Source organism: Paraburkholderia sp. MM5482-R2 (assembly GCF_050436125.1).
Lineage (GTDB): Bacteria > Pseudomonadota > Gammaproteobacteria > Burkholderiales > Burkholderiaceae > Paraburkholderia > Paraburkholderia tuberum.
On record NZ_JBNDLP010000003.1, the window covers coordinates 452947 to 478661 of the forward strand.

27 protein-coding genes and 3 pseudogenes are annotated in these 25715 nt (G+C 61.5%); 18 read left to right on the forward strand and 12 right to left on the reverse strand.

Translation table 11 applies throughout. The annotated features are described in order from the left end of the window. Window positions 1-16 precede the first annotated feature (16 nt). Together OKW37_RS24170 and OKW37_RS24175 are read right to left on the reverse strand one after the other, a co-directional pair. Window positions 17-1999, reverse strand: a complete 1983-nt coding sequence (locus tag OKW37_RS24170; RefSeq protein WP_429404022.1) for a phosphatase PAP2 family protein — start codon at window positions 1997-1999, stop codon at window positions 17-19. A gap of 517 nt (window positions 2000-2516) precedes the next feature. Next, window positions 2517-2798, reverse strand: coding sequence for a DUF4148 domain-containing protein (locus tag OKW37_RS24175; RefSeq protein WP_429404024.1), 282 nt, complete (start codon window positions 2796-2798; stop codon window positions 2517-2519). A gap of 863 nt (window positions 2799-3661) precedes the next feature. Between OKW37_RS24175 and OKW37_RS24180 the strand changes: the two genes are divergently transcribed. Then, the gene (locus tag OKW37_RS24180; protein ID WP_184058000.1) at window positions 3662-4318 is read left to right on the forward strand and encodes a peroxiredoxin; all 657 of its coding nucleotides are present in this window, start codon (window positions 3662-3664) and stop codon (window positions 4316-4318) included. A gap of 57 nt (window positions 4319-4375) precedes the next feature. Then, entirely contained in the window at window positions 4376-5443 is a 1068-nt protein-coding gene (locus OKW37_RS24185; RefSeq protein ID WP_184058002.1) for a rhodanese-like domain-containing protein, read from the forward strand. Window positions 5444-5630: 187 nt separating this feature from the next. Here the strand turns inward: OKW37_RS24185 and OKW37_RS24190 are convergent, their stop codons facing one another. After that, on the reverse strand, window positions 5631-5813 hold the full coding sequence (locus OKW37_RS24190; protein WP_429404405.1) for a hypothetical protein: 183 nt from the start codon (window positions 5811-5813) through the stop codon (window positions 5631-5633). A 535-nt stretch (window positions 5814-6348) separates the two neighbouring features. On the opposite strand from OKW37_RS24190, the gene OKW37_RS24195 reads away from it, so the two are divergent. After that, window positions 6349-6933, forward strand: a complete 585-nt coding sequence (locus tag OKW37_RS24195; RefSeq protein WP_429404026.1) for a dihydrofolate reductase family protein — start codon at window positions 6349-6351, stop codon at window positions 6931-6933. A gap of 36 nt (window positions 6934-6969) precedes the next feature. Here OKW37_RS24195 and OKW37_RS24200 read toward each other — a convergent pair whose 3' ends face one another. Next, a complete protein-coding gene (locus OKW37_RS24200; protein ID WP_429404028.1) occupies window positions 6970-7914 on the reverse strand; it encodes a LysR family transcriptional regulator in 945 nt (314 codons plus the stop codon). A 173-nt stretch (window positions 7915-8087) separates the two neighbouring features. Between OKW37_RS24200 and OKW37_RS24205 the strand changes: the two genes are divergently transcribed. Together OKW37_RS24205 and OKW37_RS24210 are read left to right on the forward strand one after the other, a co-directional pair. Further along, complete coding sequence (locus OKW37_RS24205) at window positions 8088-9305, forward strand: FAD-dependent monooxygenase (RefSeq protein ID WP_429404030.1); 1218 nt, start codon at window positions 8088-8090, stop codon at window positions 9303-9305. A 39-nt stretch (window positions 9306-9344) separates the two neighbouring features. Beyond that, window positions 9345-9839, forward strand: coding sequence for a hypothetical protein (locus tag OKW37_RS24210; RefSeq protein WP_429404032.1), 495 nt, complete (start codon window positions 9345-9347; stop codon window positions 9837-9839). A 263-nt stretch (window positions 9840-10102) separates the two neighbouring features. On the opposite strand, the gene OKW37_RS24215 is transcribed toward OKW37_RS24210, so the two are convergent. Next, window positions 10103-10438 carry a hypothetical protein gene (locus tag OKW37_RS24215; protein WP_429404034.1) on the reverse strand — a complete coding sequence of 112 codons (336 nt, stop codon included), beginning with the start codon at window positions 10436-10438 and terminating at the stop codon, window positions 10103-10105. 263 nt (window positions 10439-10701) lie between these two features. Between OKW37_RS24215 and OKW37_RS24220 the strand changes: the two genes are divergently transcribed. After that, a complete protein-coding gene (locus OKW37_RS24220; protein ID WP_429404036.1) occupies window positions 10702-11886 on the forward strand; it encodes a TIGR03118 family protein in 1185 nt (394 codons plus the stop codon). A 150-nt stretch (window positions 11887-12036) separates the two neighbouring features. On the opposite strand, the gene OKW37_RS24225 is transcribed toward OKW37_RS24220, so the two are convergent. After that, complete coding sequence (locus tag OKW37_RS24225; protein WP_018423858.1) at window positions 12037-12339, reverse strand: VF_A0006 family four-cysteine protein; 303 nt, start codon at window positions 12337-12339, stop codon at window positions 12037-12039. Continuing rightward, the gene (locus OKW37_RS24230) at window positions 12336-13160 is read right to left on the reverse strand and encodes a transporter substrate-binding domain-containing protein (protein ID WP_429404038.1); all 825 of its coding nucleotides are present in this window, start codon (window positions 13158-13160) and stop codon (window positions 12336-12338) included. The genes OKW37_RS24225 and OKW37_RS24230 overlap by 4 nt, the downstream gene beginning before the upstream one ends. Before the next feature lie 305 nt (window positions 13161-13465). Between OKW37_RS24230 and OKW37_RS24235 the strand changes: the two genes are divergently transcribed. The 6 genes and pseudogenes from OKW37_RS24235 to OKW37_RS24260 form a co-directional block, all read left to right on the forward strand. Next, a complete protein-coding gene (locus OKW37_RS24235; protein WP_187611635.1) occupies window positions 13466-14047 on the forward strand; it encodes an RNA polymerase sigma factor in 582 nt (193 codons plus the stop codon). A gap of 12 nt (window positions 14048-14059) precedes the next feature. Beyond that, window positions 14060-14368, forward strand: a complete 309-nt coding sequence (locus OKW37_RS24240; protein WP_184070297.1) for a hypothetical protein — start codon at window positions 14060-14062, stop codon at window positions 14366-14368. Between the two features lie 2 nt (window positions 14369-14370). After that, window positions 14371-14667, forward strand: a complete 297-nt coding sequence (locus OKW37_RS24245; RefSeq protein ID WP_184061497.1) for a 4Fe-4S dicluster domain-containing protein — start codon at window positions 14371-14373, stop codon at window positions 14665-14667. Between the two features lie 74 nt (window positions 14668-14741). Beyond that, window positions 14742-15458 (forward strand): O-methyltransferase, encoded by a 717-nt coding sequence (locus OKW37_RS24250; protein ID WP_429404041.1) that lies wholly within the window; start codon window positions 14742-14744, stop codon window positions 15456-15458. Between the two features lie 61 nt (window positions 15459-15519). Further along, window positions 15520-15636: pseudogene (locus tag OKW37_RS24255) on the forward strand (DinB family protein); the annotation flags it as partial. 24 nt (window positions 15637-15660) lie between these two features. Further along, window positions 15661-15981: pseudogene (locus OKW37_RS24260) on the forward strand (alpha/beta fold hydrolase); the annotation flags it as partial. A 44-nt stretch (window positions 15982-16025) separates the two neighbouring features. Here the strand turns inward: OKW37_RS24260 and OKW37_RS24265 are convergent. Further along, on the reverse strand, window positions 16026-16637 hold the full coding sequence (locus tag OKW37_RS24265) for a TetR family transcriptional regulator (RefSeq protein ID WP_429404407.1): 612 nt from the start codon (window positions 16635-16637) through the stop codon (window positions 16026-16028). Window positions 16638-16972: 335 nt separating this feature from the next. Here OKW37_RS24265 and OKW37_RS24270 point away from each other — a divergent pair, with 335 nt between their 5' ends. Both OKW37_RS24270 and OKW37_RS24275 read left to right on the forward strand, forming a co-directional pair. Further along, a complete protein-coding gene (locus tag OKW37_RS24270; RefSeq protein WP_184004977.1) occupies window positions 16973-17677 on the forward strand; it encodes an SDR family oxidoreductase in 705 nt (234 codons plus the stop codon). A 30-nt stretch (window positions 17678-17707) separates the two neighbouring features. Then, window positions 17708-17842 (forward strand): annotated as a pseudogene (locus OKW37_RS24275) (alkene reductase); the annotation flags it as partial. A gap of 258 nt (window positions 17843-18100) precedes the next feature. Here OKW37_RS24275 and OKW37_RS24280 read toward each other — a convergent pair. After that, window positions 18101-18445 (reverse strand): DoxX family protein, encoded by a 345-nt coding sequence (locus OKW37_RS24280; protein ID WP_184061499.1) that lies wholly within the window; start codon window positions 18443-18445, stop codon window positions 18101-18103. 2 nt (window positions 18446-18447) lie between these two features. Continuing rightward, window positions 18448-19371 (reverse strand): NAD-dependent epimerase/dehydratase family protein, encoded by a 924-nt coding sequence (locus OKW37_RS24285; RefSeq protein WP_429404044.1) that lies wholly within the window; start codon window positions 19369-19371, stop codon window positions 18448-18450. 131 nt (window positions 19372-19502) lie between these two features. On the opposite strand from OKW37_RS24285, the gene OKW37_RS24290 reads away from it, so the two are divergent. The 4 genes from OKW37_RS24290 (at window position 19503) to OKW37_RS24305 (ending at window position 21121) form a co-directional block, all read left to right on the forward strand. Then, window positions 19503-20108: a TetR/AcrR family transcriptional regulator gene (locus OKW37_RS24290; RefSeq protein WP_184061501.1), complete on the forward strand. Its 606-nt coding sequence runs from the start codon at window positions 19503-19505 to the stop codon at window positions 20106-20108. Window positions 20109-20234: 126 nt separating this feature from the next. Then, complete coding sequence (locus tag OKW37_RS24295) at window positions 20235-20372, forward strand: hypothetical protein (RefSeq protein ID WP_184061502.1); 138 nt, start codon at window positions 20235-20237, stop codon at window positions 20370-20372. A 110-nt stretch (window positions 20373-20482) separates the two neighbouring features. Then, window positions 20483-20800 (forward strand): hypothetical protein, encoded by a 318-nt coding sequence (locus OKW37_RS24300; protein ID WP_090807765.1) that lies wholly within the window; start codon window positions 20483-20485, stop codon window positions 20798-20800. Between the two features lie 69 nt (window positions 20801-20869). Then, on the forward strand, window positions 20870-21121 hold the full coding sequence (locus tag OKW37_RS24305) for a DUF1488 domain-containing protein (RefSeq protein WP_018425166.1): 252 nt from the start codon (window positions 20870-20872) through the stop codon (window positions 21119-21121). A 285-nt stretch (window positions 21122-21406) separates the two neighbouring features. On the opposite strand, the gene OKW37_RS24310 is transcribed toward OKW37_RS24305, so the two are convergent. Beyond that, entirely contained in the window at window positions 21407-24973 is a 3567-nt protein-coding gene (locus OKW37_RS24310; protein ID WP_429404046.1) for an autotransporter outer membrane beta-barrel domain-containing protein, read from the reverse strand. Continuing rightward, entirely contained in the window at window positions 24970-25362 is a 393-nt protein-coding gene (locus OKW37_RS24315) for a hypothetical protein (protein WP_429404048.1), read from the reverse strand. Before OKW37_RS24315 ends, OKW37_RS24310 begins: the two co-directional genes overlap by 4 nt. Window positions 25363-25715: the final 353 nt, after the last annotated feature.

The following is a 25715-nucleotide window of genomic DNA, read 5'->3' on the forward strand; positions in this document are numbered from 1 at the left end:
CGCCAATATGGCCGGATTACGAATCGATGTGCACCGACACGCCGGTCGACGAGTAGACCGGCGTCGCCTTGTGGCCGTCGACCGTGATCGTCGTGAACTGCTTCGTCGCCCCGTTGCCATCGATCAGATCGATGGTGTCGCCGACCTTGGGCGCATAGCCGCTCACGAACTTCACGTGTAGCGTGCCGCCGGCGATGTTCAGCTGATTACCAACGTGCAGTTGGCCGGCGCCTTTACCGTCAATGTCGAGTTCGAGTGTCGTGCCGGCGAGCTGCGTGTACTTGCCGACGATGGACACGGGCGACGCCGCCGCGATGGTGATGCCACCCGCACCCACATACACGTCGCCCGTGCCGAACGCATTCGGAGAATCGGCCTCGAGCACGCCGCCGCTTACCTGGGAGCCGCCCGACCAGGTGTTGTTGCCGCCGAGCTTCAAGGTTCCGCTACCCTGCAGCGTCAACTTCCCTGCGCCGGCAATGTCGTTGCGCCACAAATCCGACGCGTTGAATCCGCCCTGGGACGCATCCATCGAAACGATGACGCTGCCATGGAACGCACCATATCCGTCCCCGGCTGCAAACATGTTGAGGCGGCCCCACCCTTCCGCATCGTCCATGACCGGATAGCCGGAAGGAAGCTCGGTCGTTTTGAGCACCACGCGGCGCTGCTCAGCGCTCAGATACGGAAAGCGCGTCTCCAGTAACACCTCCGCACCCTTCGGCACAACGGGAGGCGCATTGGTCGATTCGATCGGAGCAAAGCCGAACGTCATACGGCGAGTGAAGTCCGCTTTGTTCGTCGCGTAGTCGGCGAAGCGGTCCGTCGCTGCCGTGCCGGAGTGGGCGAAAACGGCGAAGCTCGTCGAATTGGTATTCGTCGACTGCATCAGGGCCGCGTGCGCCTGGCTAAATGCGGCGCTCTTCAAGGTGGCGTTGCTCGGATCGGAAAGATTCGCAGCAGTCGCCGCAAGTGCAAACATTCGACCAGCAATGACGTCGAGCGGCGAGTGCATACCGGCGAAAATGCGGTTTTCGCCAAGTTCGAGGCCGCGGCTCGCCATCTCCTGGAACCGCTCCGGCAGCACGTAGGCCATCGTCATCGCGTCGCGCATGGCCTCCGCCTCGTGACCGCTGATAAATCCGCCATCGGTCGAAGGCGTGGTGCTCTCGGCAGGCACCAGAGTCGGATCTACCACGACACTCGTGCTCCAGCGGTATGGCCGGGCGTATTTGTAGAAGCGCTTGGCCGGCTCGGTGGACGCGTTGTTGCCCATGATGTTGAGCAGGTCGACAACCTGGCCGAAACTGGTGTTGCCGCCACTGCTGCCGACGCCGATGTTGTTGCCGTTGTCGTTGTACAGAACGGTCGTCGCATCCGCCGGAATCGACGTGATGGTCGTTACCTGCTGCGCCGCCGCGCGCCACGCATTGGTGAGCGGTCCCATGCCATCGGTCACGCTATAACCTTTGCCGCGCCGGTCGTCGTAGTAGGCTGCGTCGGCCTGTGCCTGAGTCCGGTTGGTCGTCTCGGTGACCACGAATTGAATGTTTGCGGCATGGACGGCATTGTTCACGACAGCCCCACCCGGCGTACCGTCATTGGGTAGTCCTGTCCACGTGGACTGCACGACAGCCGGAAAGGAACCATTGGCGGGCGCGGAGACGCCCGCATCGACGATCTCGGTCAACGGTTGCCAGATGTCGAGGAATCGCGAGACGACACGCACGCCCGCATTCGTGGCGAGCGTCGCATATCGCGCATCGCCGCGCTGGTTAGTCGCAATCGTGTCGACGAACGCGGGCACGTCGGGGATTGCGGCGTTGTCGACAAAACCGGGGTCGGCAGGGGGCGCCGGGATCGTGGCCGTCGCCGTCGTCGTCGAAGTGTTCGAGGCGCTCGGCGTAGAAGAATCATTGCTACCACCGCACGCGGCGAGTACCGCCACGCTTGCGAGCACCGTGAGGCGCAGCGGGAGAGGGACGCGAAAATGAGGCATCACGAGACTTTCTTGTGGTTGTTGGTGGCATCGGATTGTGCGGCTGAATTATGACGGCATTGTTTCGACTGATTACGCGGTATCGGATATCGTGGCGCGATTCGCAGGTATCCCAGGAAGACCTGGTGGTGGAAGCTGCACATGCTTCGCAGACGTGGGAACGCAGAACTCCTTAGTATTTGATTGCGGCTCATCCACATTCGCGGAGCATGCGAAAGGTTTCATTCCGCGAGGTATTGGTGCAATGTCGATTCGGAACGCCAACCACAGGGCGATCCTTTAACGGACAACCGTTTCGCGTGAGCCTAAAACTACCCCTTTACCGTCGCCACTCGCCAGACGACAAACATGACGAGGCCCACCGACGCGGCGGTCAACAGAATGAAGTCAATCGAGCGCACTAGCTTTTTCATATCGACGTTGGATCGGACGCGCGACGTCCGCATGAGAACCGGAAGTTAGGCGTGTGGAAGTATCGAAACGCGATCGTATGGAATGTCGAACGCTCACCAGTACTTCAGTGATGCGAGAAAAGCGCGTTATCTGAGGGCGTTGTGAAGGAAAGGCGATGTCCGGATTGCGAATTCACTACCGGCCCTGAACCGTAGTCGTTATTCGCGTGTGCCTGCCGCGGGCTGCTCTCGTCCGGATAGTGCACTTTCGACTGATGGAGCGTGCCGTTCTGTTCGGCCTGTATGACGTTCGCTTCCACCTCGGAGCGAGTGAGGGGCTGCGCCGACGAGAGCGCTGGAATGGCGATTGTGGTTGCGAGGATCGCATGAGCGATAAGTACTTTCATAAGTTGGCTCCTTGGTGAATAGGCAAATTTCGATGGATCGAATGGACCACGCTAACTGCATTGAAAGCGAGTCGATCTTCACGCTGAGGTGGACCGCGAACAGATAGCGATCGACGGGTGACCGGTATTCAGTGTGTGGATATGAAGGTACGCCCTGCAACCTTAAAAGCCGCTTATCCCGTCTCCGAAAAATGCGCGGCGTCCGCGAGCCATGTTCCGACCGTTTATCGATAAAGGCGATCTGGCAGTTCTTTGACGAACCGGGTTCGCCTGACTCGCCAGGCACTGTGGACTGACCCGCCGCAATCGCGAATATCCGCACTGCGCCGTCAAACCGGGCCATCATGGCGAGCATTCAGCAGATGTTTTTCGAGCGGACGGAGGCTGCGTTTGTTGCAAGCGCTTCAGTACCGCACGCTCCGACGCGCCTCGCGCTTGCTCGCATGGCGTGGACGACCGAACGGTCTGATCAAATCAGGCTCGGTAAATCTGTGCGCTATCGAACACACGCCGGTGAGTCGAATGTCCATGATTTACCGGTAAACGTCATTCCCCTAAGCCGTTTCGAAGTGGCCAGCCGGACTGACTTCGATGGGTGTCAGCATGGCTTGTGCGTAACGCGCTATATTTGAAATCTCACTGCGATGCGGCAATGCTCGTATTCGCCCGACAGGCGGCGATCTCGAGCTTCTTCTGCACGGCGACGCCCTACTTGCCGCGCGTGTATGCGCCGCGAAAGCTTCGTCTATCGTTGTGAGCGTTGGTGATTTTCAATCCCCGAGATTAACCGGGCTCGTGTTGGACCGTTGCAGACAGGCCTGGCTCGGGTCTTCCGCTTAACCACGACTTCACAGGACGGCAATATGTCACTTCGTATCAATGACACCGCGCCCAACTTCACCGCGCGGACCACGCAGGGCACCATCGATTTCCACGACTGGATCGGCGACCAATGGGCGGTCCTGTTCTCTCATCCGAAAGACTTCACGCCGGTTTGCACGACTGAACTGGGCTACATGGCGAAGATCGAGCCGGAGTTCACCAGGCGCAACGCGAAGCTGATCGGGTTGTCGGTCGATCCGGTCGAAGACCACGAAAAATGGGCCGCGGACATCGAGGAAACGCAGGGCGCCGCCGTCAAATACCCGATGATCGGCGACACCGACCTCGCGATCGCCAAGCTGTACAACATGCTGCCGGCCGACGCGGGCGATACCAGCGAGGGCCGCACCGCCGCGACCAACGCGACCGTGCGCTCGGTTTTCATCATCGGTCCCGACAAGAAGATCAAGCTGACACTGACCTACCCGATGAGCACCGGCCGCAACTTCGACGAAATCCTGCGCGTGCTCGATTCGATCCAACTGACCGCCAAACACAAGGTCGCGACGCCGGTCAACTGGAAGCAGGGCGAAGACGTGATCATCACGTCCGCGGTTAGCAACGACGAGGCGCAGCAGATTTTCCCTGGTTTCAAGACTATCAAACCGTATCTGCGCACCACCAAACAACCGGGCTGACAGATGTGGCGAGGCGGCCGCTTGCGGCCGCCTCGCCGACCTTCCTATGGGATACAGATGATTTTTCGTCAGCTGTTCGATCCTGCTTCGTCGACCTACACGTACTTACTCGGCGACAGCGGCGAGGCGGTGCTCATCGACCCCGTCTACGAGCAGGTGCCGCGCGATCAGGCGCTGCTGCGCGAGCTGGGCCTATGGCTGCTCACGACGCTCGATACCCACGTGCACGCTGATCACGTAACCGGCGCATGGCGCATGCGTTTGCGTTGCGGCAGCGAGATCGGGCTTGCCGGGGTCGTCGAGGCGAAAGGCGTCACGCGAGCGCTCGCGCATGGCGATCGGATCGACTTCGGCACGCGTCATCTGAGCGTGCGCGCGACGCCTGGCCATACGAACGGCTGCCTGACCTACGTGCTCGACGATCTGAGCATGGCCTTTACCGGCGACAGCCTGCTGATTCGCGGCTGTGGCCGCACCGATTTCCAGCAGGGCAGTCCGCAGCAGTTGTTCGCGTCCGTGCGCGAGCAGATCCTGTCACTGCCGGACGACTGCCTCCTCTATCCCGCGCACGATTATCGCGGCATCACGGTGACGAGCGTGACCGAGGAGCGGCGCTTCAATCCGCGTCTGGGCGGCGACGTCGACGTCGGTGATTTCGCCGGGTACATGAACAACCTGAATTTGCCGCATCCGAAGCAGATGGCGGTCGCGGTGCCCGCAAACATGCGTTGCGGGCAGCCGGAAGGCGGCGCCGAAGTTGCGACCGAAACGCCGGATTGGGCACCGTTGACGCTGCGCTTTAGCGGCGTGTGGGAAATCGAGCCGATGGCGCTGCTCGAGCATGGCGCCGCGTTTCAGATCGTCGATGTGCGCGAGGCGCCCGAGTTCATCGATCGTTTGGGTCATCTGCCGGGCGCGAAGCTGGTGCCGCTGTCGCAATTGACGGGGCGGCTCGATGAACTGGAGCGCGAGCGGCCGGTGGTCGCGGTGTGCCGGTCCGGCGTGCGCTCGGCGCAGGCAAGCGTGTTGCTGACGAAGGCGGGGTTCGGCAAGGTGGCGAATCTTGCCGGTGGGATGCTGCGGTGGAGGACGGAGGGGTTGCCGGTTGCGTCGGATAGTGTTTGAGGGGGAGTCGGCGCTTCGGAACCCCCACAAGCTCAGCCTTGGCCTTGGCGACAGCCTCGACCTTGCCCCAAAGCCGCGCCAGCCCTCGAATAGCAAGCGCTCCGTTGCGCCGGCCGCGTGATCAGCCAGATCCCCCCACATACGAGCACCAGCGCGACGAGATTCTTCAATTCCATGATGTTCTCGTTCAGACATATCGCGGATAGCAAAAGGTGAACGCAAATTCAAACAGACCGCCGCCAAAATTGACGACCATCACGCCGACGAATCCCAGCAGGCATCCAAGTGCCTTGCGTGGGGAGACCTTGTCGTTCTTGTAGATGAAATGGGCAAGCAGCGCACTGAAGAAGGTCGCTGTCGAATTCAGGATCGAACCGCGAACGCCGGTCGTGTAGGCGAGACCGCACGAACCGGTAGCCTGCGAAGATCAGCTTTGAAGGAATATCGTTTTGCGTGATTCCGAGCAACGCATAGCCAATTTTAATTGCCGGGTACGAACTGCCCCACAGCAGGCAGCATACGGTCGCCACAATGACGAGCACTTTCGGTTGGGTGAATGACCGCGCGGAATCGCACGATCCGGTCGTTGCTGAAGGTACGGACATGTTTCTGGTGATGTTGTCTTTGTGCACTGTGTGGGCAGGCCACAGCAGTGCTTTTTTTGTAATGTCTGGCAGATGCGGCTGCTTCGCGTCTTGCCACGCGTCGCACGGGCACGCCAAATACGGCCGCTGAGACCCATCGGCCATCGAACGAAATGCCACGGGCGACCGGACGTTACGCCGGCTGCTATGTCCGCATCACTGTGTCGGGCGATGTTCCGACCATGCGCTGGCGAGTGGTGCGCACCTTCACACCTGCGGCGCAGGCACCCGTGGGTCCAGTCATTGTGCGCCGACCGCGCGATGCTCGCTCGCGCGGCTTCACCCGGTGCGCCCGAGGAGGATGCCAGTGGTGATTTTCGTTTGGGTGGCTGGATCGTCCCTTACGCCGACGAAGCGGTCGGCGCAAGTGTGCATCATCTGCTCGCGCAGCCGTTCGAGTTGCTGCTAGGGCGTTGCACGTACGACATATTCGCGTCGTATTGGCCATATGTACCGGCCGATTCACGCAACCGCGACATGGCCGACCAGTTCAATCAGGTCCGCAAGCACGTGGCCACGCATCGATCCGATACGCTCGGTTGGCACAACAGTCATGCACTGAAGGGCGACCTTGCCGACGCGATACGCGCGCTGAAACTTCAGGACGGTGCCGATCTATTGACGTTCGGCAGCGGCGACATGGTGCGCCAACTGCTGGCGGCGGGCCTCGTGGATGAACTCCAACTCCTGATTTATCCCGTCATGCTCGGGCACGGCAAACGCCTGTTCGGCAACGACGCGCAAGCGTCCGCCTTCAGGATGGCACACGCGACGAGCACCCCCGGCGGCGTGCTGATCACGCGCTACACCCGCAACGGCGAAGTCCGAACCGGAACGTTCGAGTAAGTGCGAAGCTTCCGATCGACGCTTACAAACGGAGGCCTATTTCTTCCTCACGTCCCGCGCTCGCCTGCCACCCGCCACGGTATCGGCGAACAGGTCGATCACGACCTCGCGCAGCCAGCGATTGCCTTCATCCTGATGGACGCGCTCGTGCCACAACAAATGGATCGGCGCGGCGGGCAGCGTCATCGGCAGCGCGCGCAGGCTGAGCGAGAACGGCGTGGCCAACTCCAGAGCGAGGCGCTCGGGCACCGTGGCGATCAGGTCGGTACGTTGCAGGATGTAGCCGACGCTCATGAAGTGCGGCACCGTCAGTCGCACCTGACGCCGCACGCCGCGCCGTTTCAGCCACTCGTCCACTTGACCGTGGCCGGTGCCGGCCGACACCACCACCAGATGCTCGGCTTCGCGCCACGCGGAAAGCGTGAGCGGCGCGTCCTCGAGTGGGTGAGCGCGCCTGAACAGACAGACGTAGCGCTGATCGAACAGACGCCGCTGATAGAACCCCCCCTTCAACTGCGGCAGCAGACCGATCGCCAGGTCGACCCGGCCGTCGGCCATTTCGTTGCTCAGATTGACGCTCGTATTGCGCACCGTATTCATCGCGATGCCTGGCGCGACGCGCGACAATCGTTCCAGCAATGCGGGCAAAAACACGACTTCGCCGATGTCGGTCATACCGATCGTCATCGTACGGATCTCGCGCAGCGGATCGAAGCCCGTCACCGGATTGAGCGCGGCGTGCAAGGTGGAGAGCGCCTGCGAGACCGGTTCCGCGAGACGCAGCGCGAACGGGGTAGGCACCACGCCGCCCGGCGCCCGCACGAACAGCGGATCACCGAGCAGGCGGCGCAGCTTCGCGAGCGCATTGCTGACGCCCGGCTGGCTCATGTTCATTTGCTCGGCGACGCTCGCCACGCGCCGCTCCTGCATCAGCCGCTGGAACAGCAGCAGCAGGTTGAGATCGAGATCGCTCAGTTCCATGGTCTCGGCATGACCTAAGGTCATTCATTTCAGTGATGAAGTAGATTCATTTCATCTTATTGAGCAATGATCGTCTAGTGCTGAAAATACCAACACGGTATCCGCATGCGACGCGCCGGGCGCGCGTTCCAGAGTGGCCCGAATCGATAAACCCGCATATCGGAGACACAATCATGAACCGGATGGATCTGAGCATCGCGATCGTCGGCGCCGGCATCGGCGGCCTTACGCTGGCGCTCGCACTACGCGAACATGGCATCGATGCGCAACTCTACGAGCAGACCGATGAGTTGCGCGAAGTGGGCGCGGCCGTCGCACTGTCGGCCAACGCGACGCGCTTTTACGAGCGCATGGGGCTACGCTCTGCGTTCGAAAACGTGTGCGCCGAAGTACCCGGGCTCATTTATCGTGATGGCCGCAGCGGCAGCGTCATTGGACATCATCGCGGCATGCCCAGCTATCGCGAGCAGTTCGGTGGCTCGTACTGGGGCGTTCATCGCGCCGATCTGCAGGCGGTGCTGTCGAAGGCAGTTGGTCTCGAGCACATCGAGCTCAGCCATCGCTTGATCGATCTCGTGCAGCATCCCGATCGCGTGAGTCTCGCGTTCGACAACGGTCGGCGCATCGATGCCGATCTCGTGATCGGCGCCGACGGCGCACGCTCGATCACGCGACGCTGGATGCTCGGCTACGACGACGTGCAGTATTCCGGTTGCTCGGGCTTTCGTGGCATCGTGCCGGCCGAGCGCATGGACCTGTTGCCCGATCCGGAGACGATCCAGTTCTGGGTCGGGCCCGGCGGCCATCTGCTGCATTATCCGATCGGCGACAAGGGCGATCAGAACTTCCTGCTGGTCGAGCGTCATCCGTCGCCGTGGCCGTCGCGCGACTGGGTCATGCCGTCGACCGAAGGCGAGCAACTGCGCCTGTTCAAGGACTGGCATCCGGCCGTCGTGCAGATGATCACGGCCGTGCCGATCAGTCAGCGCTGGGGCCTGTTTCACCGTCCGCCGCTGGGCCGCTGGAGCAAGGGCCGCGTGACGCTGATCGGCGATGCCGCGCATGCGCTCGTGCCGCATCACGGCCAGGGCGCCAACCAGTCGATCGAGGATGCCGTGGTGCTGGCCGCGCAACTCGCCAAGGCGGGCCCAGGCAAGTGGCGAGAAGCGCAGGAAGCCTACGAGCGTCTGCGCCGGGGCCGCACGCGCAAGGTGCAGTACGCGTCGATCAGCACCGCGGACGTGTTGCATCTGCCGGACGGCCCCGCCGCGCAGGAACGCAACGCGCGGCTAGGGGCGCGCGACAGCATGCTGCATCACCTCGACTGGATTCACGATTTCGATGCGCTTGCGCAAGAGCCGAGCGCGCGACAAGGCGGCACGTGGCTTTGAGCCTCTCCATGAGGCTTCAATAGGGAGGCGGTGGGCCGCATGCTCATGCCAGGCGCCTCTCTCCAGCCACTACGCGTCACATGCAACCCATTGACCGAGTGTCGCGTCACCCTGATCACGTTACCTATATTGCCGCTCGTCTACTTTCTTGGCGCATACCTTCCTGAATTGAGCGGTCGTCCGCTGGCAATCGTCTACGCGTTCTGGGAGCCATTTGTCGCGTGGGGAACAATATTATTTCTCGCAAGCAATTTCCAGCGACGCTTCGACAGACTCGTTGGCGCGTGGCAGCCGCTGTCGCGACGTGCCTGCACGATCTACGTTATCCCTCCGCCCGTTCTGGTTGCCGTCGCGTTGGCGTGGAGAAACGTACCCGCAGCTCCTCTGCTGAAGTTCGCGGTCACGGGTAGCGTCGCTTGCGCGTTGTGCTATCTGCTTGCTGGACTTTTCGCTTCGATTGCCCAAACTGGCATCGATATTGTGAAAAATGGGTTCGCGTGTGACGGCCATACGCGCATGCACGGCATCGAGTGACCGGCAACGCGCGGCCTACCGGCTCCGCGGCTTCTAATGCGAGCCGTAAATTTTGGAGTTCATGCGTTGCCTGGAAACCCGGCGCGTAATTCCCGGTGGAGAAATGTCGAATAGCGACAGCATGGAACCGCGTAGATCGGTCGTATTAGCTAGCGCCTGATATCCGGGAAACTGCGCGCCGGTCGCAATTGCACCTATGTCGCTGCGATCGCAGCCCTTTGTGCTTGCGCTGATTCGCGGCTGACGGTCATTTCTACCAGCTGTCAATGGCCGGTAGCGGCTGGCGACACCACGCTCGGGGTCGCCAGCGTGTTGTTGCTCTTGGGAGCGGCGGTGGTGTCAGACGTCGAGCTGCTATTGCTGCTCGGCAGGCCCGAGTTCGGTGCCTTGGCGCCCATGCCGCTGTCCGTGTTGGTGGTGCCCGGCATGCCGTAGCCGCCCGTCGTTGCGCCGTTCATCTGGTTCGACGGACTAGCCGTGCTGCCGGCTGTACCGGTCGAACCGCTGCCGCTCTGGCCTCCGGCCGCCTGCGCAAAAGCGCCGCCCGACAGCGAGAGTGCGGCGACGGCCGCGACTAGTGTGATGGTTGCCTTGCTCATGATCCGCCCCTCCTTAATTGGACTGGAAGATAGACGCAGACAGTTGCCGCCTGCGCTACAGGAAAGTCGCAAACAGCGTGCCGCGTGCTTTTGTAGGTAGCGAAGCGATCGGCGGCGCACCGAGTGGCGGTCGTGGGGCGCGGATTCAACCGGTGGATCGCACGAGATCTGCCGCGAAATAAGCCGCTCTCCGCCGGAATAAACCCCGCGCCGTTCTCGTTCATTGACCGTTAAGTCCTTTGGGCAGAACAAGGAGTGCGGTCATGAAGTCTCTACTCGCTCTATTCGGCGTCGTTGCATGCGGCGCGGCCGTCGCGACTCTGATGTCATGCGGCGGCGGTGGCGGCAGTGGTTCGAGTTCGAGCAGCGCGAGCCCACCCGTCCAGTCGTCATTCGCAGCGACGGCCCTCGTATCCGATGGCGCGGTGCCCGCTGCACACACCGACGCTAATCTGAAAAACCCTTGGGGCGTGGCCTTCAATCCCAAAGGTTTCGTCTGGGTCGCGGACAACGGCACCAACGTCGCGACGCTCTATGACGGCAATGGCGTGCCGCAATCGCTGGTCGTTACGATACCCGACGGCAAGAACGGCTCCGCATCGCCCACGGGCATCGTTTTCAATGGAACACAAAGCTTCCGCGTCACGGAAAACGGCAAGTCTGGAGTCGCTGCGTTCATCTTCACGGGCGAAGGCGGCACCATCACCGCCTGGGCGCCCGCCGTAGGGCCGACCAATGCGTTCGTCATGTACGACGACGGTACGGGCGGCGCCGTCTACAAGGGTCTCGCGCTCGCCGCGATGAACAACGGCAACTTCCTTTACGCGACGGACTTCCATAACGACAAGATCGACGTCTTCGATACCTCGTTCACGAAGGTCGCGATGCCCGGCGCCTTCACGGACCCGGCGATTCCAGCCGGCTTCGCGCCGTTCGGCATTCAGGCGATCGGCTCGAATCTGTTCGTCACCTACGCGATGCAAGACGCAGCCAAACACGACGATGTCCCGGGCGCGGGGCTCGGCATGGTCGATGTGTACGACACCGCAGGCAACCTGAAGCAACGCTTCGCGACAAGCGGTCCGTTGAACGCGCCGTGGGGCATTGCGCAAGCGCCCGGGAACTTCGGCTCGATGAGCGGCGCAATACTGATCGGCAATTTCGGCGATGGCATGATCAATGCGTTCAACGCGTCGAGCGGTCAGTCGATGGGACAGATCAGTGGGCCGAACGGCAGTCCGATCGTCGAGCAGGGCGTGTGGGGCATCGCGTTCGGCAACGATCTCAGCAATCAGCCTTCCAGCACGCTCTTCTTCGCGGCGGGGCCGAATGACGAAGCCGATGGCGTCTACGGAAGAATCGATCTGAATACGACGTCGAGCTCAGGTACGAACACGGGCACGAACACCGGCACAAGCGCGGGCGGCGGGATGAGCATTGGAATGTAGCGCTAAGCGCGCAATTGAGAAGCGCCGCTCTCGATGCGAGAACGGCAATATTGCTTTTGCGAGACGATGTGTGCTTGAGCAGTGTGTGTGACGATCATCAGATCCACGCGTGGTCGAGCACCAGCAATGTCAGGTCCTGACTGTCCTGACTCACATCTGATTCTGACGCCGGCATGCCCGCAATATCTGCTGAACTGCAAATGCCCCTCGCACGGTTTGCACATTCTGCAGCACACACACGTGATACGACTTTTCCCGCGGCAGAAGCAGTGCGCCATTTCTGTAAAGCGCGCTGCACGAATCGTTAATCACGCGTGCCGCGAAAGTACTCTGGCTATTTCCTAGCGAACCCAGAATGCATTGATCGTAGTCTGGATTATCGGTGCCGAGCGCCAGAGCCGGAAGCGGCGTGGCGAGTGCGATCGACAGAAGCAGAGAGGCGGGCTTGATCATGAATGTGGGCGAGACGCAAGGGATATAACGATGGGCAATCGTAGCATTTTGCGGTTCGATGCAGCACCTGGCCGACGCCCGTCTTGTACTCGACCCGCGAGAGCGGGATCGATCTCGTTGTTTGTCAGGCCGAATTCCGCCATGCGAGCACGATGATCTGGTGAGCCCAGATATGAACGAAGGGCTTTGTTTACCGCATGGATCAGATCGCTGTTACTTCTATTGAACGAAAATGCCCCGAGCGGAGGCTTCTGCTGCTTGCCCTTCGTTCCCGGTTCGTGCTCGATAGCCTCGAGCATTGAGCCTCCGATCCGGTTCGCAGTGATCCGATTCCCCAAGGCCGTGCTCGCATACGCATCGACGGCGCCAGAGAGAACCGCTTCGACAGCGTCGGCCTGATGCTCGAAGACGACTATTTGGTCCTCGCTTACGCCAGACGCTTTCGCTGAGTCGTGCTGCACCTGTCCAGCTATGATGCCAAGGCGCGCATCAGCGCGTTTGGCAAGCGACACGTAGCTGTCGAGCGCTTTCGGGTTTCCAGTCCGAACCAGAAAACCGTCTGCGATCCCCCATACCGGGGCGCTGAACGCGACCATATTGGCGCGTTCGCGTGTGACGAACAGCGGAACGTTCATATCCCACCTGCCTGCTTCAACGCCGGGCAGGAGTTCACTAAACGACGTCAGATGATGCTCGATCCGGGTTACGCCGATCGCCCGAAGAACCGCGTCGGCCAGATCGATGTCAGCGCCCGTGGGGGTACTATCTGCTTCCGTCCAACCGAACGGGGGTTCTTCGATGTACGCAATCGTTACCTTCATCGCCGTGTCTCGCCAATTGGGAACGGCCATTAAATGCCGGGCCGAATGTTGACGATTCTACTTACATGCGCGGTTGTCGTTGCGGCGGCTCTCTCTGAAACGAACGCGGTTATGCCTGGATTGGGTGTCGGTCTTATGGACGTTGGTTGGATTTCGCGGCATCGCCACGGAAACGCACCCACGTCTTCCGGTCAATCCATGGTCACAACCTTGTCACGCACTGCCTCAAGCGAACCGGCAGTTGCTCAAGGAAAGATTTTTCGCGCTCACCACAATATTCGCGCTCCTGAAACGTCTTCAGGCGCATGGAACCGCCACCCACCTCGCACCCGATGACCGACCGAGACAGCGACATCACCGCGACCGTGGTGCGTGAGCGCACGAGGCTCGTCAATTTTATCCGGCGTCGAATACGCGACCCGGACGACGCCGAAGACATCCTGCAGGATGTGTTCCACGAATTCGTGCAGGCTTACCGGCTTCCCGCTCCGATCGAACAGGCGAGCGCGTGGCTTTTCCGTGCCGCGCGCAATCGCATCATCGATCGTTTTCGCAAGAAGAAGGAGCAACCGCTGACCGATCTGTCTGAGGCCGAGGACGACGCCAGCGGTGAGTATCGCCTCGACCTCACGTTACCGGCGCACGATGCAGGCCCCGAAGCCCTCTACGCTCGCGCTGTATTGCTCAAGGCCTTGCAGGATGCGCTCGATGAGTTGCCGCCGAATCAACGTGAAGTATTTATCGCGCACGAGCTGGAGGGGCGGTCCTTCAAAGACATGGTGGCGGAAAGCGGTGTCACGCTCAATACGCTGCTCGCGCGCAAACGCTACGCGGTCTTGCATCTGCGCGCCCGACTGCAGGCCATTTATGACGAACTGGATATATAGAGGAGTCGAGGGATGAAGTTTCGAATCAGATGTGTGGGCAAAGCGCTGCTCGTGGTGGTTGCCATAGCGGTGCTCGGATGGGTGGTCATGACGCTATGGAATTGGGTGATTCCGGCGCTTTTCGTTGGCGCCCGTGCGATCGACTTCGCGCATGCGTTGGGCTTGCTGGTTTTGAGCCGCATCCTGTTTGGCGGATTCCGCGGACACGGCGGCTGGCGCGAACGGCGTCACTGGCGCAAATGGGAAGCGATGACGCCCGAAGAACGGGAGCATTTCCAGACGGCATGGCGATCGGGCCGCGACCGGCGCGCGGGAGATTGACCATGCGCGAGAAATCAACGGGCGACTGCAAACAGAAGCCGGGCGTGATTGCGCCAGTCGTCGACCTGAAACGTTGCGAAGGCAAGGGCGATTGCCTGGAGGTCTGCCCTGAGAATGTGTTTGAGATCCGGCGCATCGATGACGTCGATTATCTCAGCCTCGATTTGATGCACCGCCTCAAGCTACGCGTGCATGGAATGAAAGTCGCCTACACACCGAACGCGTACGCCTGCCGGTCGTGCGGTCTTTGTGTGACGGCGTGCCCTGAACGCGCGATCAAGCTCGTCAGAACGGCATAGCGTTACGCGTTTTAAGAAAAGCGCAGGCCGCCTGGCGCAGTGGTCAGTATTATCGATCTCCTCAAGGAGCGCACATGGCTTCATCAACCACGGATCTTCTGCGACAGCTTCACGAACAGAGCCAGACAGAAGTGATAGCCCGCGCACAGGCGCAATTTCAGGGATCGAGCGAGGAGTTTCTGAGTCTCGCGGAGGAATACGAAACGCTCGTACCTCGACTCCGTGGACGGTTTCTCGAAACGCTCGGGCTATCGAGCGAAGATTTCGAATCCTCGCAAGGCACTGCTTTATCGTTAGCCGTGTCAGCGGAAACGGGACGGTTCTTACGCAACATGGTGCTTTCGCACAGGCCGGCTCGAATCCTCGAGCTCGGCAGTTCCTGCGGCGTGTCCACGCTGTATTTCGCCGAGGCCCTTCGCACGTTAGGCAGTGGGACGGTTGTAGCGACTGAACTCGATGCTGTTAAGTGCGCACAACTTCGGGCCCACGTCAGAACGGCGGGCGTAGACGCTTATGTTGAACTGCGGGAGGGCGATGTCTTCCAGACCGTTGCCGGACTGGACGGCACTTTCGACATGGTGTTTATCGACGTATGGGCCGACGCCTATCTGGAGCTGTTCAAACAGATCGAGCGCCTGCTGCGTCCCGGATCTATCATTCTCGCCGACAATATGTACACAGCCGAGGACGCCGTTCGGCCGTACAAGCACTACCTCGACGACGACCCCCGCTTTTCGACCACGACGCTGGACTTTGAATCAGGGGTCGAATTTACAGTCGTCGTGTCATAGGCTGACGAAGAGTGGACGCCGTCCAGAATCCGGTTCATGTGCCATTCAATCTGGGTTGCGAGCGGAGCAGCTTATGCGTTGCGGGCTCCGCGATGGTGTGCGGCGCATGACTCTCGAAGAACTCGTGCGTGAGTTACTTGACCACGATCGGACTCATTTGCTTGAACTCGAAGAACTTGATGACGAAGAGAGGACGACCGATATGAAGAACGACCCGCCCGTCATTTTCATTCACGGCTTCATCGGAACCTTGGACGCATGGCAATACGAACCCAAGCACGCCTCCCCCGATTTGCTCGGCTATGGAAAGCATCGGTCCGTCCCGTTCGAGCAGATTTCCTTACTCGCGCAAGTCGAGCATATTCGCGGGTTCGTTGACGCACGCTTCGGAGCAAGACGTGTTGATGTCGTTGGTCACTCGATCGGCGGATCGATCGCGATGCTGTTTGCACACGCATATCCAGGATACGTCCGCCGGATTGTCAATGTTGAAGGCAACTTCACGTTGGACGCCCCCCGCCGACCTACGCATTCCCATGCAGAGCCCCCGGGGCCGCAGGCGGCGTATCAGCCATTCGACCTCCTGCGGCGCCGGCTGTCCGGCGTGACCGGGTCGTCGAGCGCGTCGACGAGCGTGCGCCGCCCCGCGTCGAGGATTTCGTCGGCGAAGGCCGGGTCGGCGCCTGCGATCGCACGCGACAGCACGAGCGCCCCGACCATCTGACTGAACGCTGCAATCGCATCGCGACGGGTTTGTTCCGTCGTCGCGTCTTCCGTGGCGATCATGGCTGCAAGCCGGTCGAGATACGCGGCGAGGCCGCGCGCGTAGGACGCACGCGCCGCGTCGGTCATCCGCGCAGCGTCGCCAGCGAAGCCGGACAGCGGGCACCCTGCTTTGACGTTGTCGCGGTGCGAGGCGGACAGGTAGCGTGCCGCCTGCTTCCCCAGGCTGCTGCCGTTTGGCGAATCCGCGTAGTCTTGCATCGCCTTTTCCATGACCGCGGTGACCAGCGCATCCTTCGACTTGAAGTGGTTGTAGAAGCCACCCTGGCTAAAACCGGCTTCCTTCATCAACTCCGTCAGCCCCACGGCATCGACTCCGCGTACCCGGAAAAGCCGCTCGGCGGCCGCGACGATCGCGCTGCGGTTCTCGGCGGCCTGCTGTCGTGACACCCCCATCGATCTCTCCCTTATACAAGCGATCGCGTCGATTGAAAAACACAATGTCGATCACCATTGACATGCCGTAATTACGTCGACACAATGCGCCGTAAGACGATGGTGATCGACATTGACATGAGTGTAGCCGACTTTCGCGCATAACGCGAAGCAACGCCGGCGTGGCACGGATGGCAGTCCAGGTTGATCGCGGTTCTTTGATGCCGGCGGGCGGCGGACGTTGGCGCCGTTCGGCGGCGCAACGGTTCGGTACGCAAGGGCAGGTTTGTTTTCTCCGGATTTCACGCGCGCTGCGAACCGGCGCCCATGCGATTCATCATGCGAAAGGATGAGATATGAAGATCGAAGGTGCTGTTGTTTTCGTGACGGGTGCGAACCGCGGGCTTGGCCTCGAGTTCGCGAAGCAGGCGCTCGAAAGAGGAGCGCGCAAGGTCTATGCGGGCGCGCGCGATCCGGCCAGCGTAACGCTGCCGGGCGTCGTGCCCGTGAAGCTTGACGTGACCGATCCGGCGGCCGTGGCCGCTGCCGCCGACGCGGCGGGCGACGTCACGCTTCTGATCAACAACGCGGGCATCGCGCGGCTCGGCAGTCTGACGGACGACGGCGCGCTCGACGCGTTACGCGATCACTTCGACACCAACGTGTTCGGGATGCTGTCGATGTCGCAGGCGTTCGCGGGCAACCTTGCCGGCAACGGCGGCGGCGCGATCCTGAACGTACTGTCTGTTGCGAGCTGGATAAACCGGCCGATTCTCGCGGCTTATGGCGTGTCGAAGTCGGCCGCGTGGGCGGTGACCAACGGCCTGCGTCACTCGCTGCGCGAGCAGCACACGCAGGTGGTCGGGCTGCATGCCGGTTTTATCGATACGGATCTGACGCGCGGGCTGGAAGTGCCGAAGGCGACGCCGGCCGACGTCGTGCGTCAGGCATACGACGCGATCGAGGCAGGGGCGGAGGAAGTGTCCACCGACGAGTTCACGCGGCAGGTGAAGGCCGGGTTGTCGGCAGGCGTCTATCTCGACGCTCCGGCGCCGCACTGAAGGCGCCGGAGCGCCCGCTCGTCGCGCGCGGGCATCTGGACGGAAAAGCAGGTCGCGGGCTGGAAGGAGGGGACCTCTGCGGTTCACGCAGCCGGCGGTCTGATCGTCTCCCAGTTCTGGCACGTCGGGCGAGTCTCCGATCCCATCTTCCACGCCGCCGATATGCGCCACGAATGGCCGGTAGTGGCCGCGCGCTGCCCCATGCATGAGGGACCGTTTCCCGTGGCACGTAAAGCGGCGATCTGCGGCAGGCGACCCGGAGCACCCAGCCATCGCTACAAAAAAGCGGACGCATGACGCACGCGATCAAACTGGAGTTGCTCCAATGCAGCTATCCGTGTGCGTATTTCAAGTACCCGCAGCACGGATTGCCCGCACGGCCTGTTAGCGTCCCGGGCTCACTCGCCTGGTGGCAAGGAACCCTCAACCGCGGACCGCCGCAGTAACCACAATGAGAGCCGAGAAGATCAGCGCCGGGGCGAGATGCCGGAACGGTTCCCGATTTCGTAGCAACGTGAAGAGCGCACCGATCATGATCGCACCGGCCAGGGTTAGGCCTAAGACTCTGGTTTGTCGTCCAGCAAGAAGTGCCGCACTCAACAACTCGAGAGCGCCACAGAGCCACTGAAACCATGCCGGATAACCCCAGCGTGCGAAGTCGCGCTTCACCGCGCCGGGTCTTGCGAGATTGACCATCCCAGCAACCGCGAACAGAACCGCTACGATCGTCGCGAGGATCGATTCTAAAGACGCACTGTTCCACACCATCGTCATGCTCCGTTGATTTGCTGAAAGTGTTTTTGTGCAGAGAGGTCCGCAATCAGGCCGGGGCCATGGGGCTCCCACGCAAGAACTCGGCGGGCATGCTGGCCGCTTACTGTCTGGTCGAGCGCCAGTGCGTCAGCGAACAGTCCAAGCGATTTGCGAGCATCGTCGAGCGACCAGAGTTCGACGCGATCGGCGCCGACCGAGGCCCGAATCGCTTCACCCATTTCGGCAACGGCAACGGCATCTTCCGCGACCACGTTGAAGATCTGTCCCGTGACCCGACCGTCCCCGTTTGCCGCCTGCTCCACAGCGCTCAGGTAAGCCGTGGCGAGATCGTCGACGTGAACGGCAGGCCAGTGGTCGCGACCATCGCCGACGACCCTCACACTGCCGGTCTGACGGACCATCCCGGCAAGCATGCCGAAGACGCCACCGCCGTAGCCGTGCACCATCGCCGGCCTGAGAATCACCGCGGCAATCGAGCGGCTCGCCGCTAGCGCCCGCACATGTTGCTCCACTGCGGGCCGCCAGGCGATGAGTGGTGTCGGGTTCAGCGCCGAAGCTTCAGTCGCGGGCTCCCCCTCCGTATTGCCGTAGACCCAGGTGCCCGACGTATAGACAAACGCCGCGCCCGGCTGCAAATGCGAAAGCATCGCTACAGCCGCAGCCTCGTCAACGGCACCGGCGGAAGCATCATTGGTCGACGCCATGTGCACCACGCCCTCGGCGGCCCCGGCGGTCGCAGCGAAAGACTGTGGCTCACGCAGGTCGCCGGAATGCAGTTTCACGCCGAGATCTGCCAGCGCGCTGGCAGCAGCCGACCTGTCCTGGCGCACCAGCGCCGTCACCCGATGGCCGCGGCTGATTGCCTTGCGCGCCACCGCTTGCCCGATGTAGCCAGTACCACCTGTAATGAACAGTTCCATAGCGTTCTCCTCGATGATTGCCTGCGAAGTTGATAAAGTCACACGAACGAGACTTATCGGTCTCGTTTTGGCAAATCTAAACGAGACTGACCAGTCTTGTCAACTACGCGGTGATCTGTTATTTATCTGGGATGAACACACCCTCTCTCCCCGACCTGAGCCCGCTGCAACGCCGTAAGCGGTCCGCCATCCTCGAAGGCGCGAGAACCGTTTTTTTAAGCCAAGGTTTCGGCCTGGCAACAATGGACGATGTCGCCGCGGCCGCTGGCGTCGGCAAACAGACGGTCTACCGCCACTTCAAGTCGAAGGAGGCGCTCTTCGTTGGTCTGGTGAGTTCGATGTGCGCTCAGGTGGGTGGACTTCTTGCCGGGGCTCAGGACGAGCAATCCGATGGATCACCCGAAGTCGAGTTGCACGAGTTGGGGTGGTTGCTGGCACGAAGCCTTATCGTGCCGGATTACCTGCGGCTTTACCGGGCCATCGTCGCTGAGGCCGAGCGTCTTCCGGAACTCGGCCAGGTTTTTTACGAAAATGGCGCAAAGGTCGTGCGTGCCTTCGCGGCAAAAATTCTGCGAAAGCGATTTGACGAATCGACTGCTGTATTGCGGGCAGCGACATTCGTTCAGTTGGTGCTAGGCGACGCGTATCTGGAACTGTCAATTGGCTACACGGTGCCCGATGTTGAAGCGCGCTTTGCGCTGCAGATTGACGAGGCCGTGGCGGCTGCACTTCGCTAAAATGGGCCAACCCTGTCGGTTTTCCGCGTAGCGACCCTCCACATCAGTTCATTTTGACGCCGCAACCAGACTAAGCGCGTATGCTGGGGGTACCACCTTCTCACGCAACGCATCAGGAGCAACACCATGGCCAAGAGTCAATTACGCAGCACTCGCGAAGCGAAAAAGCCCAAGCAACCCGCGAAGCCGTCAGTGCCGGCAAAGCCGTTCAGCACGGTTCGTTCGCGGGTGGCGAACGAAGGTGTCGCCAAGAAGAAGACGTAAATCGGTTGGCCGCGGACACGCGGCACAGCGATCACATGCAACCTGTAACGTTCACCGCAGTAAATTGATATCTCCACATTGAAGGCGCAAACCGCTTCGGGAGGTGCATCATGATCCATCACCACTCGGACCCCACTTTTCGTGGGCTTCCGCTCACGGCCGAGCAAGACTCGGAAATTCGTCATTACCTGAACAGGAAGGCCAAGCTGGGCAAGCCATGGAATACTCCCGAGCTGCGCGGGATGCTTGAGGACATGCTGCTGCCGCCAAGTACCGAAGACGACAGCGAGAGCGATATTCCGGGCGACGCGTCGAGCGCCGCTGAGCGCGCAGCCGCGTTCGTCGATCAGGACATGGAACCAATCGAGGCGTATGAGGAATTGCATGCCGCGATGGAAGCCGAAAGCATGAAAGGCGATCCGCACTAGCGGGAGCGCTCCGCGCGGGTAGTGAGCGTGCAACCCGGTCCATCCAAGGCGTAGAACGAAGGACGACACATGGCACTCAGTTTTTCCAACCCCAGCCGCAGCTATGATGGGATCAGGCATGGCGTGTGGTTCTGGGGATACGACAAAGCACGCGAGATTACCTTCTTTGTGGAAGACCGCGTACTGAAGCATTTCGACTCCGCCCTCGGTACTGACGAAGCCGAGGTGCTGGCCTCCTTCGACCGGAATCGCAATGAGATCCTGAAGGTCGCCATGACCCTCTATGCCGAGGGGCCGCAGACTCTCTACACGCTGCACTAAAGCTTCATCCGGTCACCCATGCTGAATGAGTTGATCCGGTTCAGGCGATCAACGCGTTTTCATGCAGGCTCGATCCGCTGCTGCCGGTCGACGGCTTCCGCATCCTGAGGCTGTTTTTTGATGCACTTCGGCCAGTCGCCGGGGCGATCGCTGACGACTTCTCGACCGAAGTCGACTCTTGATATCAGGACTGGCAAGGCAGTTATAAGTCTCCTTTGCCTGCCTACATTTGTGCATCCACGACCTGGAAGGTCGGGATGCAGGACACCTTGCACTTTAGAGGCCCTACCATTGGTAGCGCACGCCGAGATCGCCCGCGACGCCACTACGGCGGACATTGCTGTCTCCACTCACGGCGAACTGGTAGCCGAACTGTCCGTAAAGGTTCAGCCGCTCCTTGAGCCTGGCGGTGACACCGCCGGCGAATTCCAGTCGCGTGGCCTGCACATTCAGCGGCACCCGGTCATTGGCGAAGGTCGTGGTGGCCTCGGCATTGAAATCCCGCCACAGGTTGGCACGCACATACGGCTGCCACACCGCTCCCTGGCTGCCTTCGATGGTCCACTTCCCGCGCACGCCGAGACGGCCACTCGCGCCCGAAGTGGAGCCGAGGGAGACTTCACCCAGACCATCGTTCGCGTCGGAAAACGACACGTGCTGCCAGATGATCTGCGCCTGCGGCTCCAGCTCGAAACCCGGGCCGAGCGGCAGCGGGATCGGATAGCCCCCCTCGAGTGATGTCGCGAAGCCCGTACCCCGGACCGGCAGATTCGCAAACTGAGTGGTCGCGGAGCCGTCGTAGTGCGTACCCTGCACAACCGCATCGACATACCAGCCACTGGGGCCGTAGTCCGTCCAGTAGCCTCCGCCTGTATATGCATTCAGATGCATTGAGCCGGTGTGCTCCAGCGTGTATCCGGTTGCCGCTGCGTTGGTGACCAGGCCATCGACATCTGCACTGCCGTAGCCGTATGCAAAGTAGACGCCTGCAGCGTCGCGATGACCGGGCCAGACGCTTCCACGCCATACGTCGAGACCGGTCTGCACGCCTCCGACTCCGCCGCTCACGCGCGGATCGGCGTAAGACTCGTAGCGGTTGTCGATGTGGCCGCCGAACACGCGTCCCCAGGCGGAGCTTGCCCAGCCCGAGCCGCCCGCGCCGCCGCTCTCCGTCGTGAGCGTGTCGCCGATGCGCTCATGGAGCGTCCCGAGCATCTCGACACCCATCTGCCTGGCGACCGGTTGAACTACGCCATAGGTGGCCAGTTCCGGCCCGATGATCGGGTAGACGCCTGGCGGCAGCGGATCCGGTGGGGGCTCGGTGCCAGGTCCAGTTTCCGGTTCCTCTTCGCTTCCCCCTGGTGGGGGCGGCACGACGAACGACGAGCGCAGAAACCAGTCCTCGGGATTGCTGCTGTTGACGCCACCGCGAAACAAACGATAGTCTTCGGCGCCACCGCGCGCCTCGCCGACGAGCGCAAAGGCGTCCGACGCCGTGGTGCCACCGTTGGTTGTCTCGACGACGAGAATGCCGTTCCCCGTCGTCAATCCACCGGAGCCGCCAGCGTTCGTGATACGTACGGCTGACGGGTCGGCGCTGCCGCCGTTGATGATGAGTCTGTCCGACGGCGAGCCATCCAGACCGAGGAACGTGCGCAGCGCGAGCGTGCCGCCGGCACCCACGAAATTTTTGACAGTCATCGCACCGAATTGCCCTGCCGGGAGCCCGAAGCCCGGCTCAACCGTTCCGGCATTGGTGACGGTGTTCAAGTCCGTTCCTGTACCGCCCAGGGTTCCGTTCGCCTCCACATTGACCGGCGACTGCAACGAGCCGGTCAGATTGAGCACGCCATTGCGAACGTTGGTCGGACCAGTAAAGGTGTTCTGGCCGGATAACGTGAGCACGCCGTTGCCGGCCTTGGCCAGTGCCCCGCTTCCGGAGAGCACGCCGGACCAAGTCGCGCCCATGCCGTTGGTGTCGATGGTCGACGTCGTGCCTCCGACCAGCGTTGCGTTGACGCCTGCGCTCAGCGTCGAACCCACCACCTGTATCGTTCCTCCACCGAGATTGAATGCATAGGTGCCACCCAGATTGTTGAAGTCGCCGAACAGCGAACTTCCCCCAATCTGCAGCGTGCCGCCCGACAGGTTATACGTGCCGTTGCCGGCCGCCGCGAGGAACAGTCTCGACGCGCTGCCGATCGCAAGGGTACCGCCGGTCTGGTTGATCGTACCGGTGCCCTGGCTACCCGAGGACACGACGTTCGAGCCGATGAACAGCGTCCCATTAGCCACGTTGAAGGTGCCGCCGCTCAGGTTGAGCGTGCCGCTGCTCGGGTTGCCTTGCGTATTGCGGCCGAGCGTCATGAAGTCGGTGGTGCTGTTGCCGAATGCGACCGTTCCGCCCGCCAGGTTGTAGGTGCCCGTACCGCCCTGGTTGCCGATGTTCAGCGACACCGGCGTGCCCGGCATACCGAAGACGACGTTGCCCGCGGTCTGCGTAACCGTGCCCGTGCCGCCGAAGTCGCCGACCTGGAGCGCGGAGTTGAACGTGAGCGTGCCGCCGCTCACGTTCAACGTGCCAGACGACGTCGATCCGGGGACCTGCGTCGCGAGGGTATTGCCGAGGCCCAGCGAAAGATAGTCGATCGCGGTGCTGCCGCTGGAGACCGCTAGTCCACCGCCCACCACAAAAGCCGAGCCGCCCTGAATCCGCGCACCGTTGATCGTGAACGTCCCTGCGCCAGTCTTGACGAAGATGCCTTGCAGCGCGTCGCTCGCCGTGCCGGCATTGATGATCGTGCCGGAGAAGCTGGTGCTCGTGTTATCGGTGCCAACCACCAGTATGTTCGTGCCGTCGATCACGGTGCCGCTGCCCGACAGGTTCGGCAGCGGCACGACGCCCGTCGCGACCCCCGGAATCGGAGTGGTTGTGACGCCCGAAATATCGAAGGTGCCGTTGTTTAACATCCCGCTGGTCAAATTGATGCTGCCGCTTCCCGTCAGCGCCAGCGTGCCAGCAGAGATGGTCGTCGTGCCGGTATAGGTATTCGCATTGGTCAGCGTGAGCACGCCGTTGCCGGCCTTGGCCAGTGCCCCGCTTCCGGAGAGCACGCCGGACCATGTCGCGCCCATGCCGTTGGTGTCGATGGTCGACGTCGTGCCTCCGACCAGCGTTGCGTTGACGCCTGCGCTCAGCGCCGAACCCACCACCTGTATCGTTCCTCCACCGAGATTGAATGCATAGGTGCCACCCAGATTGTTGAAGTCGCCGAACAGCGAACTTCCCCCAATCTGCAGCGTGCCGCCCGACAGGTTATACGTGCCGTTGCCGGCCGCCGCGAGGAACAGTCTCGACGCGCTGCCGATTGCAAGGGTACCGCCGGTCTGGTTGATCGTACCGGTGCCCTGGCTACCCGAGGACACGACGTTCGAGCCGATGAACAGCGTCCCATTAGCCACGTTGAAGGTGCCGCCGCTCAGATTGAGCGTGCCGCTGCTCGGGTTGCCTTGCGTATTGCGGCCGAGCGTCATGAAGTCGGTGGTGCTGTTGCCGAATGTGACCGTTCCGCCCGCCAGGTTGTAGGTGCCCGTACCGCCCTGGTTGCCGATGTTCAGCGACACCGGCGTGCCCGGCATACCGAAGACGACGTTGCCCGCGGTCTGCGTAACCGTGCCCGTGCCGCCGAAGTCGCCGACCTGGAGCGCGGAGTTGAACGTGAGCGTGCCGCCGCTCACGTTCAACGTGCCAGACGACGTCGATCCGGGAAGAGTTGGGGCATTGCCCAGGCCCAGCGAAAGATAGTCGATGGCGGCGTCGCTGCTCGTCGCCGCCAGTCCACCGCCAATCACGAATGCGGAGCCCCCCGGATCCTTGCGCCGTCGATCGTCAGTGTTCCGCCACCCGTTTTGACAAACTGGCCTTGTTGCGACGTTGGATCGCTCGCAACGCCAGCATTGTTGATCGTGCCGGAGAAGCTGGTGCTCGTGTTATCGGTGCCAACAAACAGGACGTTGTTGGCGGGGGTGTCGATCGTTTCGCTCCCGGAGAGATTGGGCCGTTCAGTCACCGTCTGCTGCGCAAATGCCGGCACGGGTGACAGGCCCATGAGCCATATGGCATGGAGGATGCAGAAAGGGTTGAGTCGCTGGTGCCGCGTCGTCAGCGGAATCGTCAATCGACCGCGCGCGCCGCCGGCCAACGTGCTTAACGATGCGCGATGAATCGTTCTTGACGCCACGACGACCCTCCGTTACCTGCCGGTGGAAGTTTGCCAGGTCAAGCGAGCTTGACTTCGGGAGACCGACCCATCGACGTTGACTTTGGAAAGCATCTCCCCGAACAGTCGTTGCCTTACTGGTTGTGCGCACGCGATTGAGTTGTTGCCAAGTTCTGCTAAGGGTAGGTAGGCAGATTGATTTGTCAAGAATTAACCTGGAAGGCTTCGATTGCGGTCCTTTCATGCGAGTTACCAACGGCTCGCCACCCGAGAAAAGCGCCTGAGCATATCGTCGTGTCCCGATTGGATCTCCGCTTTCCAGATTGTCACTGACGTTTGACTGTCCCGGCGATGCTTCCGGTGAGCGGCTCCTC

Coding starts and splice junctions, on each gene's coding strand:
- OKW37_RS24170 (WP_429404022.1), bottom strand. CDS start 1,999: ATGCCTCATTTTCGCGTCCCTCTCCCGCTGCGCCTCACGGTGCTCGCA.
- OKW37_RS24175 (WP_429404024.1), bottom strand. CDS start 2,798: ATGAAAGTACTTATCGCTCATGCGATCCTCGCAACCACAATCGCCATT.
- OKW37_RS24180 (WP_184058000.1), top strand. CDS start 3,662: ATGTCACTTCGTATCAATGACACCGCGCCCAACTTCACCGCGCGGACC.
- OKW37_RS24185 (WP_184058002.1), top strand. CDS start 4,376: ATGATTTTTCGTCAGCTGTTCGATCCTGCTTCGTCGACCTACACGTAC.
- OKW37_RS24195 (WP_429404026.1), top strand. CDS start 6,349: ATGCTCGCTCGCGCGGCTTCACCCGGTGCGCCCGAGGAGGATGCCAGT.
- OKW37_RS24200 (WP_429404028.1), bottom strand. CDS start 7,914: ATGGAACTGAGCGATCTCGATCTCAACCTGCTGCTGCTGTTCCAGCGG.
- OKW37_RS24205 (WP_429404030.1), top strand. CDS start 8,088: ATGAACCGGATGGATCTGAGCATCGCGATCGTCGGCGCCGGCATCGGC.
- OKW37_RS24210 (WP_429404032.1), top strand. CDS start 9,345: ATGCTCATGCCAGGCGCCTCTCTCCAGCCACTACGCGTCACATGCAAC.
- OKW37_RS24215 (WP_429404034.1), bottom strand. CDS start 10,438: ATGAGCAAGGCAACCATCACACTAGTCGCGGCCGTCGCCGCACTCTCG.
- OKW37_RS24220 (WP_429404036.1), top strand. CDS start 10,702: ATGAAGTCTCTACTCGCTCTATTCGGCGTCGTTGCATGCGGCGCGGCC.
- OKW37_RS24225 (WP_018423858.1), bottom strand. CDS start 12,339: ATGATCAAGCCCGCCTCTCTGCTTCTGTCGATCGCACTCGCCACGCCG.
- OKW37_RS24230 (WP_429404038.1), bottom strand. CDS start 13,160: ATGAAGGTAACGATTGCGTACATCGAAGAACCCCCGTTCGGTTGGACG.
- OKW37_RS24235 (WP_187611635.1), top strand. CDS start 13,466: ATGGAACCGCCACCCACCTCGCACCCGATGACCGACCGAGACAGCGAC.
- OKW37_RS24240 (WP_184070297.1), top strand. CDS start 14,060: ATGAAGTTTCGAATCAGATGTGTGGGCAAAGCGCTGCTCGTGGTGGTT.
- OKW37_RS24245 (WP_184061497.1), top strand. CDS start 14,371: ATGCGCGAGAAATCAACGGGCGACTGCAAACAGAAGCCGGGCGTGATT.
- OKW37_RS24250 (WP_429404041.1), top strand. CDS start 14,742: ATGGCTTCATCAACCACGGATCTTCTGCGACAGCTTCACGAACAGAGC.
- OKW37_RS24265 (WP_429404407.1), bottom strand. CDS start 16,637: ATGGGGGTGTCACGACAGCAGGCCGCCGAGAACCGCAGCGCGATCGTC.
- OKW37_RS24270 (WP_184004977.1), top strand. CDS start 16,973: ATGAAGATCGAAGGTGCTGTTGTTTTCGTGACGGGTGCGAACCGCGGG.
- OKW37_RS24280 (WP_184061499.1), bottom strand. CDS start 18,445: ATGGTGTGGAACAGTGCGTCTTTAGAATCGATCCTCGCGACGATCGTA.
- OKW37_RS24285 (WP_429404044.1), bottom strand. CDS start 19,371: ATGGAACTGTTCATTACAGGTGGTACTGGCTACATCGGGCAAGCGGTG.
- OKW37_RS24290 (WP_184061501.1), top strand. CDS start 19,503: ATGAACACACCCTCTCTCCCCGACCTGAGCCCGCTGCAACGCCGTAAG.
- OKW37_RS24295 (WP_184061502.1), top strand. CDS start 20,235: ATGGCCAAGAGTCAATTACGCAGCACTCGCGAAGCGAAAAAGCCCAAG.
- OKW37_RS24300 (WP_090807765.1), top strand. CDS start 20,483: ATGATCCATCACCACTCGGACCCCACTTTTCGTGGGCTTCCGCTCACG.
- OKW37_RS24305 (WP_018425166.1), top strand. CDS start 20,870: ATGGCACTCAGTTTTTCCAACCCCAGCCGCAGCTATGATGGGATCAGG.